This is a genomic window from Methyloceanibacter methanicus (genome assembly GCF_001723285.1).
Classification (GTDB): Bacteria; Pseudomonadota; Alphaproteobacteria; order Rhizobiales; family Methyloligellaceae; genus Methyloceanibacter; species Methyloceanibacter methanicus.
This window is the reverse complement of the sequence record NZ_LPWG01000003.1, coordinates 59,270-74,985: the sequence shown is the minus strand read 5'-3', so window position 1 is coordinate 74,985 and position 15,716 is coordinate 59,270. Positions and strand designations below refer to the sequence as shown.

The 15,716-nt window shown below is 63.8% G+C and carries 9 protein-coding genes and 3 pseudogenes; all 12 read right to left on the bottom strand.

Annotated features, from left to right (window positions below; translation table 11 throughout):
• Positions 1 to 22: 22 nt before the first annotated feature.
• The 12 genes and pseudogenes from lpxD to AUC68_RS02220 all read right to left on the bottom strand — a co-directional run bounded on the left by lpxD (position 23) and on the right by AUC68_RS02220 (position 15,716).
• A pseudogene (gene lpxD, locus AUC68_RS18520) lies at positions 23 to 1,094 on the bottom strand (UDP-3-O-(3-hydroxymyristoyl)glucosamine N-acyltransferase).
• An 82-nt stretch (positions 1,095 to 1,176) separates the two neighbouring features.
• Entirely contained in the window at positions 1,177 to 3,588 is a 2,412-nt protein-coding gene (gene bamA, locus AUC68_RS02270; RefSeq protein WP_069436166.1) for an outer membrane protein assembly factor BamA, read from the bottom strand.
• A gap of 155 nt (positions 3,589 to 3,743) precedes the next feature.
• Positions 3,744 to 4,886, bottom strand: a complete 1,143-nt coding sequence (gene rseP, locus AUC68_RS02265) for an RIP metalloprotease RseP (protein WP_069436165.1) — start codon at positions 4,884 to 4,886, stop codon at positions 3,744 to 3,746.
• A gap of 110 nt (positions 4,887 to 4,996) precedes the next feature.
• On the bottom strand, positions 4,997 to 6,187 hold the full coding sequence (gene dxr, locus AUC68_RS02260) for a 1-deoxy-D-xylulose-5-phosphate reductoisomerase (protein WP_069436164.1): 1,191 nt from the start codon (positions 6,185 to 6,187) through the stop codon (positions 4,997 to 4,999).
• Between the two features lie 40 nt (positions 6,188 to 6,227).
• A complete protein-coding gene (locus tag AUC68_RS02255; RefSeq protein ID WP_280138497.1) occupies positions 6,228 to 7,097 on the bottom strand; it encodes a phosphatidate cytidylyltransferase in 870 nt (289 codons plus the stop codon).
• Positions 7,094 to 7,780 carry an isoprenyl transferase gene (locus tag AUC68_RS02250; RefSeq protein ID WP_083240335.1) on the bottom strand — a complete coding sequence of 229 codons (687 nt, stop codon included), beginning with the start codon at positions 7,778 to 7,780 and terminating at the stop codon, positions 7,094 to 7,096. The genes AUC68_RS02255 and AUC68_RS02250 overlap by 4 nt, the downstream gene beginning before the upstream one ends.
• A 121-nt stretch (positions 7,781 to 7,901) precedes the next feature.
• Complete coding sequence (gene frr / locus AUC68_RS02245; protein ID WP_069436247.1) at positions 7,902 to 8,459, bottom strand: ribosome recycling factor; 558 nt, start codon at positions 8,457 to 8,459, stop codon at positions 7,902 to 7,904.
• Between the two features lie 83 nt (positions 8,460 to 8,542).
• A pseudogene (gene pyrH, locus AUC68_RS02240) lies at positions 8,543 to 9,279 on the bottom strand (UMP kinase).
• Between the two features lie 122 nt (positions 9,280 to 9,401).
• Positions 9,402 to 10,331, bottom strand: a complete 930-nt coding sequence (gene tsf, locus AUC68_RS02235) for a translation elongation factor Ts (RefSeq protein WP_069436161.1) — start codon at positions 10,329 to 10,331, stop codon at positions 9,402 to 9,404.
• Between the two features lie 51 nt (positions 10,332 to 10,382).
• Positions 10,383 to 11,198 carry a 30S ribosomal protein S2 gene (gene rpsB, locus AUC68_RS02230; protein ID WP_069436160.1) on the bottom strand — a complete coding sequence of 272 codons (816 nt, stop codon included), beginning with the start codon at positions 11,196 to 11,198 and terminating at the stop codon, positions 10,383 to 10,385.
• Between the two features lie 221 nt (positions 11,199 to 11,419).
• A complete protein-coding gene (dnaE, locus tag AUC68_RS02225) occupies positions 11,420 to 14,881 on the bottom strand; it encodes a DNA polymerase III subunit alpha (RefSeq protein ID WP_069436159.1) in 3,462 nt (1,153 codons plus the stop codon).
• 116 nt (positions 14,882 to 14,997) lie between these two features.
• Positions 14,998 to 15,716, bottom strand: a pseudogene (locus AUC68_RS02220) (ABC transporter ATP-binding protein).

Here is a 15,716-nt window from a genome sequence, read left to right as displayed (position 1 = left end):
CGGCTCCTCCGATGCGGGCTGGCTACGCGCCTTCCCCGCCCTCTCCATGGTCAATCTTCACATCCTTACGTTCGGCAAGCTGCTTGAGAATGGTCAGCTCCCGAAACCACAGCCGGACAGGCTTGGCCGCGTTCCACCCCAGCGCGCTCCGGCCGGGACATCGCCCCGGACGTTGCTGCTTGCGGCAATCTGCGCTCCGGCTCCGATCTTCAAGTGGCCGACGAGGCCGACCTGACCGCCCAGAGCCACGAAATCGCCGAGTTCGGAACTGCCCGAAATACCCGTTTGTGACACGATAATGCAATGCCTTCCGACGATGACGTTGTGCCCGATTTGGACGAGATTATCAATTTTCGTGCCCTCTCCGATAATGGTATCGCGCAGCGCGCCGCGATCGACCGTCGAATTGGCCCCAATCTCCACATCGTCCTGCACCACCACGCGCCCGATCTGCGGGACTTTCATATGGCCCTCGCGGCCCATGGCAAATCCGAACCCGTCCTGACCGATGGCGACACCGGCGTGGAGGATGACCCGATTGCCGATGAGAGCATGGGTGACGCACGCGTTGGGCCCAATATAGCTGTCCCGGCCGATATGCACCCGAAAGCCGACGACGGCACCCGAGGCGATGGTCGTTCCTTGTCCGATCTGGGCATCGGGCCCCACAATCGCGCCGGGCTCCACGATGACGTCACGCTCGAGGACCGCGGAAGGGTGGACCCGCCATGCGCCGCCCCGCCCTCCCCAGGCCCCGTGGCTCTCGGCTTGAGCGCTCCCGGATAAAACAGGGCAATGGCCTTGGCGAAGCCCCGATAGGGCTCGCGCATCGTGAGGGCGGCCGTGCCGCCCGGCAGTCTACCGACGAACTTGGGAGCCACGATGCACGCCGCCGCCCGCGTCTTCGCAAGGGCGGGCAGATATTTCGGGTTATCCACGAAGGACAGGTGCCCCTCGCCCGCGTCGTCCAGCGGCCGAACATCCGTGATCTGAGCATCGGGATCGCCATTTGGTCCGAGTTCGGCGCCTGCGGTCTCCGCGACGCGCTTCAAGGAGAATGGACCGGCACGATCGAAAAATCCCGGATGTTCCATTGGGTCTCCTTCGAACTGCCATTGGTAGCGAACCACCAAGGGCGTTCGCGACCGTGGACGCCGCGTACGATAGCGGCGGTCTTTAGAACTGGGTCGAGGCGCCGAAGCGGAAGAGTTCCGTCCGGTCGAAGTCGGCCTTGAGCAGAGCTTCGGCGAGATCGGCACGAAGCGGACCCAGCGGAGACTGCCAGATCAGACTGACACCCGTCGACAGCCGAATGTCCGAGGTGTCCAGAATATAGCTGCCTTCGTCGACATTGACCGCCTCGATCGCACTCTCGCCCGCGCCCCAGAGCGAGCCGGCGTCGACGAAGACGGCACCCTGCATGCCCATGTTCTCGGGAATGAGCGGTAGCGGGAAGCGGACCTCCGCCGTGGTGGCCCAGAAATATTTGCCGCCCAACGAGTCCTTGCTGCAGTCCTTGACGTGGATGCCGGTGGTCGGATTGCGGCAGGCATCCCGAGGACCGTAGCCGGCGCGATCGAAGCCGCGGATCGTCTCGCCGCCCTTGAAGAACAGGTCGGTCAGGCGCAGATCCTCGTCGCCCCAAGGCTCGATGATGCCGCCCTGAACCCGGCCCACAAGGGTGATCTTGTTGGTGATGGGATAATAGCCGCGCGTGTCGAGCACCAGACGGTTGTACTGCACGTCGCCGCCGACGCCCGCGAAGTCCTGCGAGATCGAGGCAAAGATGCCGCTGGTCGGGGACTGCGGCAGGTTCCTGGTGTCGTAGGCCAGCGTGTAGCCGAGGCTCGAAACAAGGACCGCGCCTTCGTCGGCCGCCTGTTTGATGGCGAGCGAGGCGTCGTTGGTCGCGTCGAAGATTTCCTCGCGCTGCAGCCTGTAGCGCAGGCCGAGCTGCGTGTTGTTGGCGACGGGGAAGCCGATGCGCAGATTGCCACCGGTGTCACGCTGCCGGAACGAAGCCACGTCGCGCAGGTCGACCTCTTTGTGGAAGAGATCGAAGCCGGCTGCCATGTTGCGTCCGAGAAAGGCCGGCTCGGTGAAGCTGAAATCGACCTGAAGGCGCTCAAGGCTTCCCGACAGCCCGAGCCGAACGTACTGGCCCCTACCCATCAGGTTCCGCTCGGTGATGCTGACATCGCCGATGACACCTTCCGTGGTGGAGTAACCGACACCGAAGGAGAACTCGCCCGTCGGCTGCTCCACGACAACCACGTTGATGACCACGCGATCGGGCGCGCTGCCGGGCTCGGTCTGGATGTCGACGGTCTTGAAGAAGCCGAGCCCGCGGAGACGTTTGCGGGCCGCTTCGATCAGGAGCCGGTTATAGGCGTCGCCTTCGGCCAGGCGGAACTGACGGCGAATGACCTGGTCTTCGGTCCGGTAGTTGCCGACGATATTGATCCGCTCGATGTAGACCCGCGGACCTTCGTCGATGACGTAGGTGACGTTGATCGTCTGGGACACCGGATCGCGATCGAAACGGGGCCGCACCTGTCCGAACGCGTAGCCCTGCTCGGACACTTTGACGGTGAGGGCCTCGACCGTCTTCTCGATCTTCTCGACATTGTAGTGCTTGCCGGGCTTGGTCAGGAGCGCGCCGCCAAGGGCGTTCACGTCCAAGGACGGCAACGCACTCTCGATGTCCACATAGCCGAAGCGATAGCGCGGGCCTTCGTAGATCTCGAACGTGATCACGAATCCACCGCCGGAGTTTGGCCTCAGCCACGTGCCCTCGCCGCCGCCTTCGATATCCGCATTCGAGGAGAGAATACGGACGTCCGCATAGCCGTTCTTCAGATAGAACTGGCGCAGCAGCTCGCGGTCCAAGGCGAGCCGGTCGGGGTCGTAGATGTTGTCGTTCTTCAGGAAGCTCAGCCAACTCGTGCGTTTCGTCGTGACCACGAAACGCAGCTGCGAGGCGCTGAAGGCTTCGTTGCCCACGAAGTTGATGGCCTTGACCTTGGTCTTGATGCCCTCGCCGATCTGGAAGACGACCTCGACCCGGTTGCCGCCGAGCGGAATAACCTGTGCGCTGACCTGTGCATCGTAGTGACCCTGGCGGGCGAGGACGTCGCGGATTCGCTGTTCGTCGGCTTGCACGCGCGCTTGCGTATAGACGGAGCGCGGCTTGAGCTGAACTTCGGAGCTGAGCGTATCGCTCTCCACATCCTCGTTGCCTTCGAAACGCACGCGCGCCACGACGGGATTCTCGCTCACGACAACGACGACCGTGGAATACTGGCGCCGGATGCGTACGTCCTTGAAAAGGCCAGTTGCGAAAAGGGTTTTGAGGGATTGGTTGATCTCGCCGGGATCGTAGGCATCGCCGGCGGAAAATGTGAGGTAGGACCGGATCGTCTCGGCTTCGACGCGTTGATTGCCTTGGACGACGATGGAGCTGATGGTGGCGTTTTGGGCGGCCGCTGTGAAGTCGCCAAAGCCCGCGCTGAGACCCAGCGAGAGCGGGACGCTACACATCACGAGGAGGACCGCAACCAGTCCTCTTTCCAACGTCCACCGCACCATTTCTGGTGTAATCCCCCGTTAACCCAAATCCCCCATAGGCTTAGAGCCTACGAACGATAGCTGGCCACTTGTTTGTGGCCGATTTTAGATACGCATCGCTCTGTTTTCGATGAAATCGCGCGGCTTTTTTCGTTCCCTGCTCGCAAATCCCATCATCACAGAAACTTCAAATGAATCAGATCGTTCCAGGTTGCGAAAATCATTAGCATGAGGACGAACGCAAGGCCAATGCGAAAACCGATTTCCTGGGTGGATTCGCTCAACGGTTTGCCCCTGACAGCTTCGATTCCATAGAACAGAAGATGGCCGCCATCGAGCATAGGTATTGGGAAAAGATTGATGAGCCCAATACTGACCGAGATGATGGCCGCGAGGTTGAGAAGGGCAAGAAATCCGGCCGTCGCCACCTGTCCCGAAACTTGGGCTATTCTCAGCGGTCCGCCGAGCTGGTCGGCATCCTCGCGCCCTTTGATGACGTCATAAAGGTAGCCGAGGGAGCGCGACACGACGAAGTAGCATTCCTTGACGCCCATGACGAACGCGGTGACGGGGTTGTGCCGCTCGAGCGTCCAATCGTCCGGGGAGGTGCTGCGCTTGATCCCCAAAAGGCCAATTTTGAACGTATTTCCAAAGCGGTCGGTGATTTCCTTCCGTTCCGGAACCGCCGTGAGATCGACAGATTTCCCGTCACGATCAACCACAAAGTGTAGTTCGAGATCAGGGCTCGTCGCGACGATCCGCTGCATCTCAGAGAAGTTCACGATCTTCGATCCATCGATGCTCGTGACGAGATCACCTGGCTGAAATCCCGCCCGCGCGGCGGCGCTGCCCTCGGTGATCGAATCGACCCTCGGCGCCGTGATGCGCTGGCCGAAAACGCTGAATATGACGGTGAAGATCAGGACGGCGAACAGAAAGTTCGCGAATGGCCCTGCGGCGACAATGGCGGCGCGCTGGGCCAAGGTCTTGCCCTGGAAGGTTTTCGCGCGATCCGCCTCGGGCAAGGATTCCAGCGACTTTTGACCCGCGCTCGCGGCGTTTTCGTCGTCGATGAACTTCACGTACCCGCCGAGCGGAATCCAAGCCACCCGCCAGCGCGTCCCATGCCGGTCGTAGAAGCCGAAGATCTCAGGTCCGAATCCGATGGAAAACGCCTTGATGCCCACGCCGCACCAGCGGGCCACGAGGAAATGCCCCATCTCGTGCACGAAGACCACGATGGTCAGGACGAAAAGGAACGGGATGAGATAGCTCAGAAAGTTGCCGCCGAAACCGGCCAGAGATGTGAATATGTCCATAAGTCCAGATACCTAGAGAATTAGGCCCTTGTTAGTCCGTTCGTCCGGGCGGGACTCAATCGGCCGTGCCGGCGCCTACTGTTCCGCCGTGTCTCGATCCCCTGCCCGGCTCACGATGCCCACCGTGGCAACCGGTCCCGGGCCCGGCGGCGCGCCTCTTCGTCGATTTCGTAGACGTCCTCCGCGCTTTCCGGGCTGAGGCCGGTCAGATCGGCGCAATCGGCCAGCGTGGTCTCCACCAGCCCGGCGATTCCCAAGAATCCTAACCGGTTCTCGAGGAAGGCCGCAACGGCCACTTCGTTGGCCGCATTGAGGACCGCGCCCGCGCTGCCGCCCGTTTCGAGAACCTCCTTCGCCAGGCGCAGCGCCGGGAATCGTTCGGGATCGGGCGTTTCGAAGGTGAGCGAGCCGAGCTTGGCGAGGTCGAGCCGCTCGTTCGGGACGTGCATGCGTTCGGGCCAGGCCAGGCTATAGGCGATGGGCGTGCGCATATCCGGGCAGCTGAGTTGCGCCAGCACGGCGCCGTCGGTCATTTGCACGAGGCAGTGCACGATGGACTGAGGATGGACCACGACGTCCAGCTTTTCCGGCGGCAGCGTGAAAAGGTGGTGTGCCTCGATGAGTTCCAGCCCCTTGTTCATCAGCGAGGCGGAATCGATCGTGACCTTGGCGCCCATGGACCAGTTCGGATGTTTCAGGGCCTGCTCCGGCCCGGCCGAGGCCATCCGCTCCGCGCTCCAGGTCCGGAACGGTCCGCCAGATGCGGTGAGGCAGACACATTCGATCCTGTCGAGGTCGGTTCCGGTCATGGCCTGCTTCGCGGCGGAGTGTTCGGAGTCGACGGGCAGGAGCGTCGTGCCGTGCGCGGCCACTTCGCGCATGAAAATCTCACCGCCCGAGACCAGGCATTCCTTGTTGGCGAGCGCGACGGCGGTTCCTTGTCTTACCGCGCGCAAGGTCGGCCGCAGCCCCGCGACACCGACGATGGCCGCCATGATCCAGTCCGCAGGCCGGGACGCGGCCTCCAGCAGGGCCTTCGGTCCGGCCGCGACCTCGATTCCCGTCCCCGCCAGCGCGAGCAAAAGGTCCTTATAGGACCCGGCGTCCGCCACCACGGCCAGCTTGGCCCTGTGCCGGACGGCGAGTTCGGCGAGCCGCGCGACGTTCTTGTTGCCGGTCAGCGCGACCACTTCGTAGTCGTCCGGGTTGCGCCCAACGAGATCGAGCGTGCTCTCGCCGATGGACCCGGTGGCACCGAGGATGGTGATCCGCTTGGGTCTCTTGGCGCTCGTGTGCGGCACGCTTGCCGTCTCTTCGCTTACAGAAAACAGGGTTCGCCCTTTACCATATCATGAGCCCGGCACCCGGAGATGCGGGATCCCGCAGGGCGATCAGCGCTGCGACGACCGCCGCGACCAAGAGGCTGTCGATCCGGTCGAAAAAACCACCGTGGCCCGGAATAAGCTGGCTCATGTCCTTGATGCCCAAACTTCGTTTCAAGGCGCTCTCAAGCAAGTCACCCATCTGGCAGGAGAAGGCAAGCCCTAATGCCACCAGCGCCAGGGCCACGGCCGAGCTGTTGCCGAGATAGAGCGCGAACGCGACGCCCACCAGGATCGGTGTTGCCGTGCCGATGACAAACCCGCTCCAGGTCTTTTTCGGCGAAATGGTCGGCGCGAATTTCGGCCCTCCGAACGTCCTGCCGCCCGCATAGGACGCCGTATCCGTGGTCCAGGTGACGACGAGAACGAACAAGACGGCCGTCAGTCCGTAGGCGGGATCGCTGCGCAGCCAGATCAGGGCCGCTGCCGGGAGCGCCACATAGACGAGCCCGGCAAGGTCGAACGTGGCCTCGCGCGCAGGTTTCGTCCGATAGCTGACGATCCCGAGGACGGCCGCGAGCCCGCCGAACAGGATCCACCCCATGGCGTAATTGTGAAACGCGATGCAGATCACGAGAACGCTCACGCACAACACTTGAAGGATCGTTACGGCGTCGCGGCCGGTGCCGCGTGTCGCGCCCCCCCACTCCCACAGCAACAGCGTGGCCGACCCAATCGCGAGGACCAGGAAACTCCACGGGCTCGCGATGAGCGCCAGGAGCGCGAGCGTCGCCAGCACGACGGCGGAGGCGATACGGCGCCCTAACTCTGGAAACGATTTGCGCGGAGATGCCGAGGGATGGTTTCGAGAAGGCGTTCGGGACGTCACGCCGTCGATCTCACATTGCGGCCGCCAAAGCGACGGTTCCTTCGCTGGAACTCGGCGATGGCTTCTTCGTAGTCCGCTTTGTTGAAGTCGGGCCAATACGTGTCGACGAAGACGAACTCCGCGTAGGCGAGTTGCCAAAGCAGGAAGTTCGACAGCCTCAGCTCGCCGGACGTGCGAATGAGCAGATCGGGATCGGGCAGTCCGCTCGTATCGAGATAGGACGCGAAGCACTCTTCCGTCATGTCTTCGGGCGCAAGGTTGCCGTTTTTCACCGCTTCCGCCATCCGGGCCGCCGCGCGGGCGATTTCGTCGCGTGCGCCGTAGTTGAAGGCGATCGTCAGATTGAGCGCCGTGTTCTCCTTGGTCAGTTCCACGGCGTCGTCCAGCATGCGCTGAATGTCGCTGTCCAGTTCGGCGCGGGAGCCGATGATGCGAATGCGCACGCCGTTCTTATGGAGATCGGCGAGATCGCGCCGGATGAAGCGCCGCAAGAGTCCGAAGAGGTCGTTGATTTCCTCGACGGGGCGCGACCAGTTCTCGGAGGAAAAGCTGAACAGGGTGAGATGGGTGACGCCCAGCTCCTTCGAGGCCTCGACCGTCCGGCGAACGGCTTCGACGCCGCGTCGGTGGCCTTCGACGCGCGGCAGGCGCCGCTCGGCGGCCCAGCGGCCGTTGCCGTCCATGATGATCGCGACATGGCGAGGCCCCGGTTGGCTCTCGCTGCCCCATTTGTTGTCCACTACGAGCGTCACAGCCAGCCTCTCCGCAGCAAGCCATCAAAGCATCGAATGCAGCCGACCAAAGTCAGACCTGCATGATCTCCGCTTCTTTGGTCGCGAGTGCCTCATCGATTTCCTTGATGACCGTATCGGTCAAATCCTGAACCTTGGTCGCCAGCGCATGGTGATCGTCCTTGCCCATGTCGCCGTCCTTCTCAGCCTTCTTCAAATGCTCCATCCCGTCCCGGCGCACATTGCGCACGGCGATCCGGCCCTGCTCGGCATATTTGTGCGCGACTTTGGCCAGTTCCTGGCGCCGCTCTTCGTTGAGCTCAGGGATCGGCAGCCGCAGGAGTTGCCCCTCGACAACGGGGTTCAAGCCGAGATCCGACTCCCGGATGGCCTTGTCGACAGCGGACACCTGGCTCTTGTCCCAAACCTGCACGGTGATCATCCGGGGCTCGGGCACGTTCACGGTCGCGACCTGGTTCAGCGGCGTCGGATTGCCGTAGGCAGAGACCATGATGGGGTCCAAGAGGCTCGCGCTGGCACGGCCGGTGCGCAGCCCGCTGAATTCGTGTTTGAGGGCCGTCAGCGCGCCGCGCATCCGCCGCTCGATTTCAGCCAAGTCGAAATCAGACATCTTGCCTTCCTGCCTGCCGTCGTCCGGCGCTTCCAGGCCGGACATGGCGCGTTCTGTTTTGCGCTTCCGTTTGTGGAGACGGCCTAACCGCCGTCGATCGTTGTGGAGGCCCCTTGCCCTTGTAGTTCAAGAGCCAAGCTGCCTTGGTTCTTGATCGAAAACACAATTATCGGAATCCGGTTGTCCCGGGCAAGAGCGATTGCGGCCCCGTCCATGATCCTGAGATCCTGCTTGAGGACGTCGGCGTAGCTCAAGCGGTCGTAACGCTTCGCGTCCGGCACCTTCTTGGGATCGGCGCTGTAGACGCCGTCGACCTGCGTTGCCTTGTAGAGGGCCTCGCATTCCATCTCCGCCGCGCGTAACGCAGCCGCCGTGTCGGTCGTGAAAAACGGATTGCCCGTGCCGCCGGCGAACACCAGACCCGGCCCTTGTCCAAATGATCCAAGGCCTTGTCCCGGATATAGGGCTCGCAGACCGTCGGCATCGGGATCGCCGACAGCACGCGGGCCGTGCGCCCTGCCCGCTCGATGGCGGCCTGCAGCGCCAGGGCGTTCATCACCGTGGCCAGCATACCCATATAGTCGGCGCGGGCCCGCTCGATCCCGCCCTCGGCGGCCATCAAACCACGGAAGATGTTGCCGCCGCCGACGACGACGCAAATCTCGACGCCCATGGCCGCAGCCTCGGCAATGTCCTTCGCGATCGGGTCGATGACATCGAGGTCGATGCCGTAGCCCTTATCGCCGGCGAGTGCCTCTCCGGAGAGTTTGACGAGTACGCGCTTGTAGCGCGATTTCGCGGCGGCAGATGGTGTATCCATCAACGCAAGGCTCCGGCGGCGGCATATGACGGGACTTACCCAAAAACTGGCCTGGCCAAATCTGGCCCGGTCCTCCTAGGCTTGGAAAGGCGGCGACTCGGCTAAGAGCCGCCGCCAGAACCCTATGCGCCCGAGGCGGCGGCGGCAACCTCGGCGGCAAAGTCGCTTTCGTCCTTCTCGATGCCCTCGCCCAGGGCAAACCGGTAAAAGCCGGTGATCTTGATCGGCGCGCCGGCATCCTTGGCGGCGGCTTCCATGGCTTTGGCAACCGTGTTGTCCGGATCGTGGACGAAGGGCTGCTTCAGCAGAACCACTTCCTCATAGAACTTCCGCAGGCGCCCTTCGACCATCTTCTCGATGACCGCTTCGGGCTTGCCGGACTCCTTGGCCTGCTCGGTGAGGACCGTGCGCTCGCGCTCGACCAGCTCCGGGTCAAGGCTGTCCGTGTCGATGGCTTGCGGGTTCGTCGCGGCGATATGCATGGCGACCTGCTTGCCGAAGGCCTTCACGGCTTCCGGATCGCCCGTCGATTCCAGGGCTACGATCACGCCGATCTTGCCGAGACCGGGGGCCGCCTGGTTGTGCATGTAGGTGGCCACGACGCCATTGTCGGCGCCCAGATGGGCGGTCCGCCGCAGGGTCATGTTCTCGCCGATCGAGCCGACCATCTCTTTCAGCGTCTCGGCGACGGTGCTGCCGCCGTCCGCATAGGCTTCGGCGCCGAGCTTTTCGATGTCGCCCTTGGCCTTGATCGCCGAGTTGGAGATGGCGTTGACCATGTCCTGAAAGGTCGGGTTCCGGGCCACGAAGTCCGTCTCGGAATTGACCTCGACAAGAGCGGCGTCCGAGCCGGTCTCGGCGAGGCCGATCAGACCCTCCGCGGCAACGCGGCCGGCCTTCTTCGCGGCTTTGGCGAGACCCTTGGCACGAAGCCAATCGACGGCGGCTTCCATGTCGCCGTCGTTTTCCTGCAAAGCCGCTTTGCAATCCATCATGCCCGCGCCGGTCGTCTCGCGGAGCTCCTTGACCATGGCAGCCGTGATCGTCGCCATCCGTTCCTCTATCTGTTCACTTGCACCGGGCCCCGACAGCCCGGTTGCTGGTTACGCGTTTTCCGTGGACTCGGCCTGGGTCTCTTCGGCCGGAGCCGCTTCCGCCTCCGGAGCCTCCTCGATGGCCGGCTCGGCCAGGGGCTCCTCGGCCTCGCCCAAATCGACACCCATCGAACCCTGGCCACGCTCGATGCCGTCGATGGCGGCGCGGGCGATCAGGTCGCAATAGAGCGTGATGGCGCGGCCGGCGTCGTCATTGCCCGGAACGGGATAGGTGATGCCGTCGGGATCGCAGTTGGAGTCGACGATTGCAACGACCGGGATGTTCAGCTTCCGGGCCTCGGCGATGGCGATGGACTCCTTGTTCGTGTCGATCACGAAGACGAGGTCCGGCGGCGCACCCATGTCCTTGATGCCGCCAAGCGAGATTTCGAGCTTGTCCCTCTCGCGCGTGAGCTGCAGCAGCTCCTTCTTGGTAAGGCCGCGATGTTCGCCCTCAAGAAGCTCCTCCAGCGCCTTGAGGCGCTTGATGGAATGGGAAATGGTCCGCCAATTCGTCAGCGTGCCGCCGAGCCAGCGATGATTGATGAAGTACTGCGCCGACGAGCGTGCGCCTTCGGCAATGGCTTCCGTCGCCTGGCGCTTGGTGCCCACGAAGAGCACGCGTCCGCCCTTGGCGACCACGTCGGACACGGCGACCAGCGCCTGGTGCAGCAGCGGCACCGTCTGGGTCAGGTCGATGATGTGGATGTTGTTCCGGGAGCCGTAGATGAACGGCGCCATTTTCGGGTTCCAGCGATGGGTCTGGTGGCCGAAGTGAACACCAGCTTCCAAGAGCTGGCGCATAGATAGATCGGGCAGTGCCATGGGACTGCAGACTCCTTTTTCCGGTTTTTCCGCCGCGGGGCCTTGAGAGACCGGCTGTTCGGCCGGTCACCGGAGCGAGCGCAAAGAGTGTAAACACCCTTTGTGACGCTTGATCCCCGCGTGTGAGATGGTGCGCCTTATAGGGGCCACGCCCGCGCTTGGCAAGTCCGGAACGCTCTCGAAATCAAGGCCTCCAGCGGACTTGAGTGGCTCGATGCGGGTCAGAGCGCGCTGACGTCCCTGACCCCGTCCAGCAGTTTGAGCGCGCTGCGCTGGCGCGGGGTGGAGTCGACCCCGCGCGGGACCTTGAACGTGACTTCCTTGCCGTCGACGAGGAGATGCAAGTGGAAGTTCCCCTGCCCGCCCGTCGCGCCGATCTGGGCGGCGAGTTGGGGCAATGCCGCGGGGTCGTCGACGACGACCTTCATGCCCGAGAAGCGCTCCTCGGCGGTGCTGTCGAGGGACGACACCCCCTGGACGCGGACGCGGACCGTCTCGCCCTCGGCTTCGGCCTCGACGTCCAAGAGCACGACCGAGCCGGGTTCCAGGAGCGGACGGGCAGCGATGAGGGCCTCGGAGAAGATGACCGCTTCGAACTGGCCGGTGGCGTCGGAGAAGGCCACGAACGCATAAGGATTGCCGGTTTTGCCCTTGCGCTCGCGGGCGGAGAGCACGGTGCCGGCAAGACGGCCCACGACGTGGCGCGTCTGCGCTTTTGCGGCGAACTCGGCCCAGGTCTCGGCGCCGAGGGAGCGAAGCACCTCCTCGTAGTCGTCGAGCGGATGGCCGGTCAGGAAGAAGCCGACGGCCTCGAACTCGCGCGAGAGCCGGTCCGTGGGCAACCAGGGCGTGGCGGGACGCAGTTCGATCGGGGGTGGCGCGCCCCCGCCGCCTGAGAAGAACAGATCGTTCTGCCCCCCCGCCTTGGCCTCCTGGGCGCTGTTTCCGGCCAGGATCATGCGATCCACGTTCTCGAGCGCCGTCGCCCGGTCGATGCCCAGCGCGTCGAACGCGCCCGCGACCGCGAGTGTCTCCAGGGCCCGCTTGTTCACGTGGCGCGGATTAAGACGCCGGGCGAAGTCCGAAATGTCCTTGAAGGGGCCGTTGGCGCTCCGTTCCGCGACGATGGATTCCACAGCGGGACGCCCGATATTCTTAAGTGCTGCAAGGGAATATCGGATTGTATTGTCATGCGGCACGAAGCCCACATCGGAGTGGTTGACCGAGGGCTGCTCGAGCCGGATGCCGAGACGCCGCGCTTCCTGGGCGAAGCTGTTGAGCTTGTCGGCATTGCCCATGTCGAGCGTCATGGAGGCGGCGACGAACTCGGTCGGGTAATTCGCCTTGAGATAGGCGGTTTGATAGGCGATGAGCGCATAGGCCGCCGCGTGGGACTTGTTGAAGCCGTAGCCGGCGAATTTCGCCACCAGCTCGAAGATGTATTCCGCCCGGCCCTTCTCGACCCCGTTGGCCACGGCCCCGTCGACGAAGCGCTTGCGCTGCTTGTCCATCTCGGCCTTGATCTTCTTGCCCATGGCCCGGCGCAGCAGGGTCGCTTCGCCCAGCGAGTAGCCGGACAGGACCTGGGCGATCTGCATCACCTGCTCCTGGTAGATGATGACGCCGTAGGTCTCTGCCAGGATCGGCTCGATCATGGGATGGAGGGTCTCGATCTCCTCCTTCCCGTGCTTGCGGTTCACGAAGGTCTCGATGTTGTCCATCGGTCCCGGCCGGTACAACGCGACCATGGCGATGATGTCCTCGAACCGGTCGGGCTTCAGCTTGCGCAAGGCATCGCGCATGCCCTGGCTTTCCAGCTGGAACACACCAACCGTCTCGGCGCGCTGGATGAGCTCGAAGGTGCGCGTGTCGTCGAGCGGGATCTTCGCGGGATCGATGTCGGGTCCTGAGCGCGCGATCAGCCTTCGCGTCATGTCGATGACGGTGAGCGTCTTGAGACCGAGAAAGTCGAACTTCACGAGACCAGCCGCCTCGGCCCATTTCATATTGAACTGGGTCGCCGGGAGCTGGGCGCGCGCGTCCTTATAGAGCGGGACGAGTTCGGTCAGGTTCCTGTCGGCGATGACGACGCCCGCGGCATGGGTCGAGGCGTGCCGGTAGAGCCCTTCGAGGCGCTGGCCGATATCCAGGAGCTTCGCGACGATCGGCTCCTTGTCGCGCTCTTCCTGCAGGCGCGGTTCGCCCGCAATGGCTTGCGCCAGCGTGACCGGGTTCGCCGGATTCATGGGGACGAGCTTGCAGAGCCGGTCCACCTGGCCATAGGGCATTTGCAGCACGCGGCCCACGTCCCGCAGCACCGCGCGGGCCTGGAGCTTACCGAAGGTGATGATCTGCGCCACCCGGTTTGCGCCGTAGCGGTCGCGCACATAGGCAATGACCTCGTCGCGGCGGTCCTGGCAGAAATCGATGTCGAAGTCGGGCATGGACACGCGTTCCGGGTTCAGGAAGCGCTCGAACAGGAGCCCGAACCGGATCGGATCGAGGTCGGTGATCGTCAGGGCGTAGGCGACGAGCGAGCCCGCACCCGAACCGCGGCCCGGTCCCACGGGAATCCCGTGCTCCTTGGTCCATTTGATGAAGTCCGAAACGATCAGGAAGTAGCCCTGATAGTTCATGCGGGTGATGATCTCGAGTTCGAAGGCCAGCCGCTCGCGATAGGCGGCCGCGTCGTGGCCCGGGGCCGTGCCGTGCTGCTCCAGGCGGGCTTTGAGGCCCTCTTCCGCCTGCCGTTTCAGTTCCGCCGCTTCGGTTTCGGCGACTTCCTCGCTCACCCCGCTGCCCGATAGGAAGGCCGGCAGGATGGGGCTGCGGGTCGTCGGCCGGTAGGCGCAGCGCCGCGCAATTTCCGCCGTGTTCTCAATGGCCTCGGGAAGGTCCGCGAACAGGGCCCGCATCTCGTCGGCGGACTTGAAGTAATGTTCGGGGCTCAGGCGCCGGCGCTCGTCCACGGCGACATAGCTGCCCTGCGCGATGCAGATCAGCGCGTCATGGGCCTCGAAATCGCCGGTCGTGGCGAAATACGGCTCGTTGGTCGCCACAAGCGGGATCGCGAGATCGTAAGCCAGCTGCACCAGCTGGGGCTCGACGGACTTTTCTTGAGCTAGACCATGGCGCTGGAGCTCGATATAGAAGCGATCTCCGAAGATCGCATGCAGCGCCTCGACGCGGCTTTTGCCAAGATCGGCATTGCCGTCCGCGAAGGCCGTGTCCACCAGGCCCTCGGGGCCGCCGCTGAGGGCGATGAGACCCTCCGAACGGGCTGCCAGTTCGTCGATGGTGACGAGCGCGTCCCCCTGCTCCGCCGCGGTGAAATAGGCCCGGCTCGTAAGGTCCATCAGGTTCACATAGCCGGTTTCGTCCTTGGCGAGCAGCGCAAGGCGACCGTCGGACGTCGGGCTGTGCGGCTCGGGTGCCGCGCCCTTCTGCCCAGGCTTTTCGAAGGTCAGGTTCAGCGTGCAGCCGATGATGGGCTGGATCCCGGCGGCGGACACGGCCTGGGAGAACTCGAGGGCCCCAAAGAGATTGTTGGTATCGGTGAGCGCGAGGGCCGGTGCCGCGTCGGCCTTCGCAAGCTCGACGAGCTTCGGAATCTTGAGCGCGCCCTCCAGCAGGGAATAGGCGGAATGCACGCGCAAATGCACGAAGGGTTGCTGGTCGCTCATGGTCGTCCGCCGGTGGTTCGCTGTGGAGACCTAATCTTCGCGTATCAGAGTCGTGGAAGCGACAACAGACCGGAGACTTATCTACAGGCAGCGCCGACAGAGTACGGCGTGAGCGGTCAACTGGCCGCTTCCACAACCGCGACCTCTTCCTCCACAAGCAATCCCTCGGTCAGGCGAAGGACCCGGTCCATCCGGGCGGCAAGATCGAGGTTGTGGGTGGCGATGACGGCCGCGACCCCCTCGTCCTGAACGAGATGCATCATCTGATCGAAGACCTTGTCGGCCGTGTGCGGGTCGAGATTGCCAGTGGGCTCGTCAGCGAGAAGAACCCTCGGCTGGTTCGCGACAGCGCGTGCGATCGCGACGCGCTGCTGTTCGCCCCCGGAGAGCTCTGCTGGACGGTGGTCCCAACGGTCCTCGAGGCCGAGGGGGTCCAGGAGCGCCTTGGCGCGGGCCCTCGCCCGATCCTTGGTCAGGCCGAGCACGAGCTGCGGCAGCATCACGTTTTCCAGGGCGGAGAACTCCGGCAGGAGATGGTGGAACTGATAGACGAATCCCACCTCCATCCGCCGAATGCGGGTCCGTTCGTTGTCGCTCAGGGTGCCGCAGTCGGCCCGTTGATGATCACGCGGCCCGCGTCCGGCCGTTCGAGGAGGCCTGCGATGTGCAGCAGGGTGGATTTGCCGGCGCCCGAGGGGCCGAGCAGCGCCACCGTCTCGCCGGGATAGAAGGTCGCGCACGCCTTCGTCAGGACGTCGATGCGGCGGTCGCCTTGGGTGAATCCCCGCTCGAGATCTTCGAGCCGCAGCGCCGGTGTTCTTTCGGTTGCGTCCAA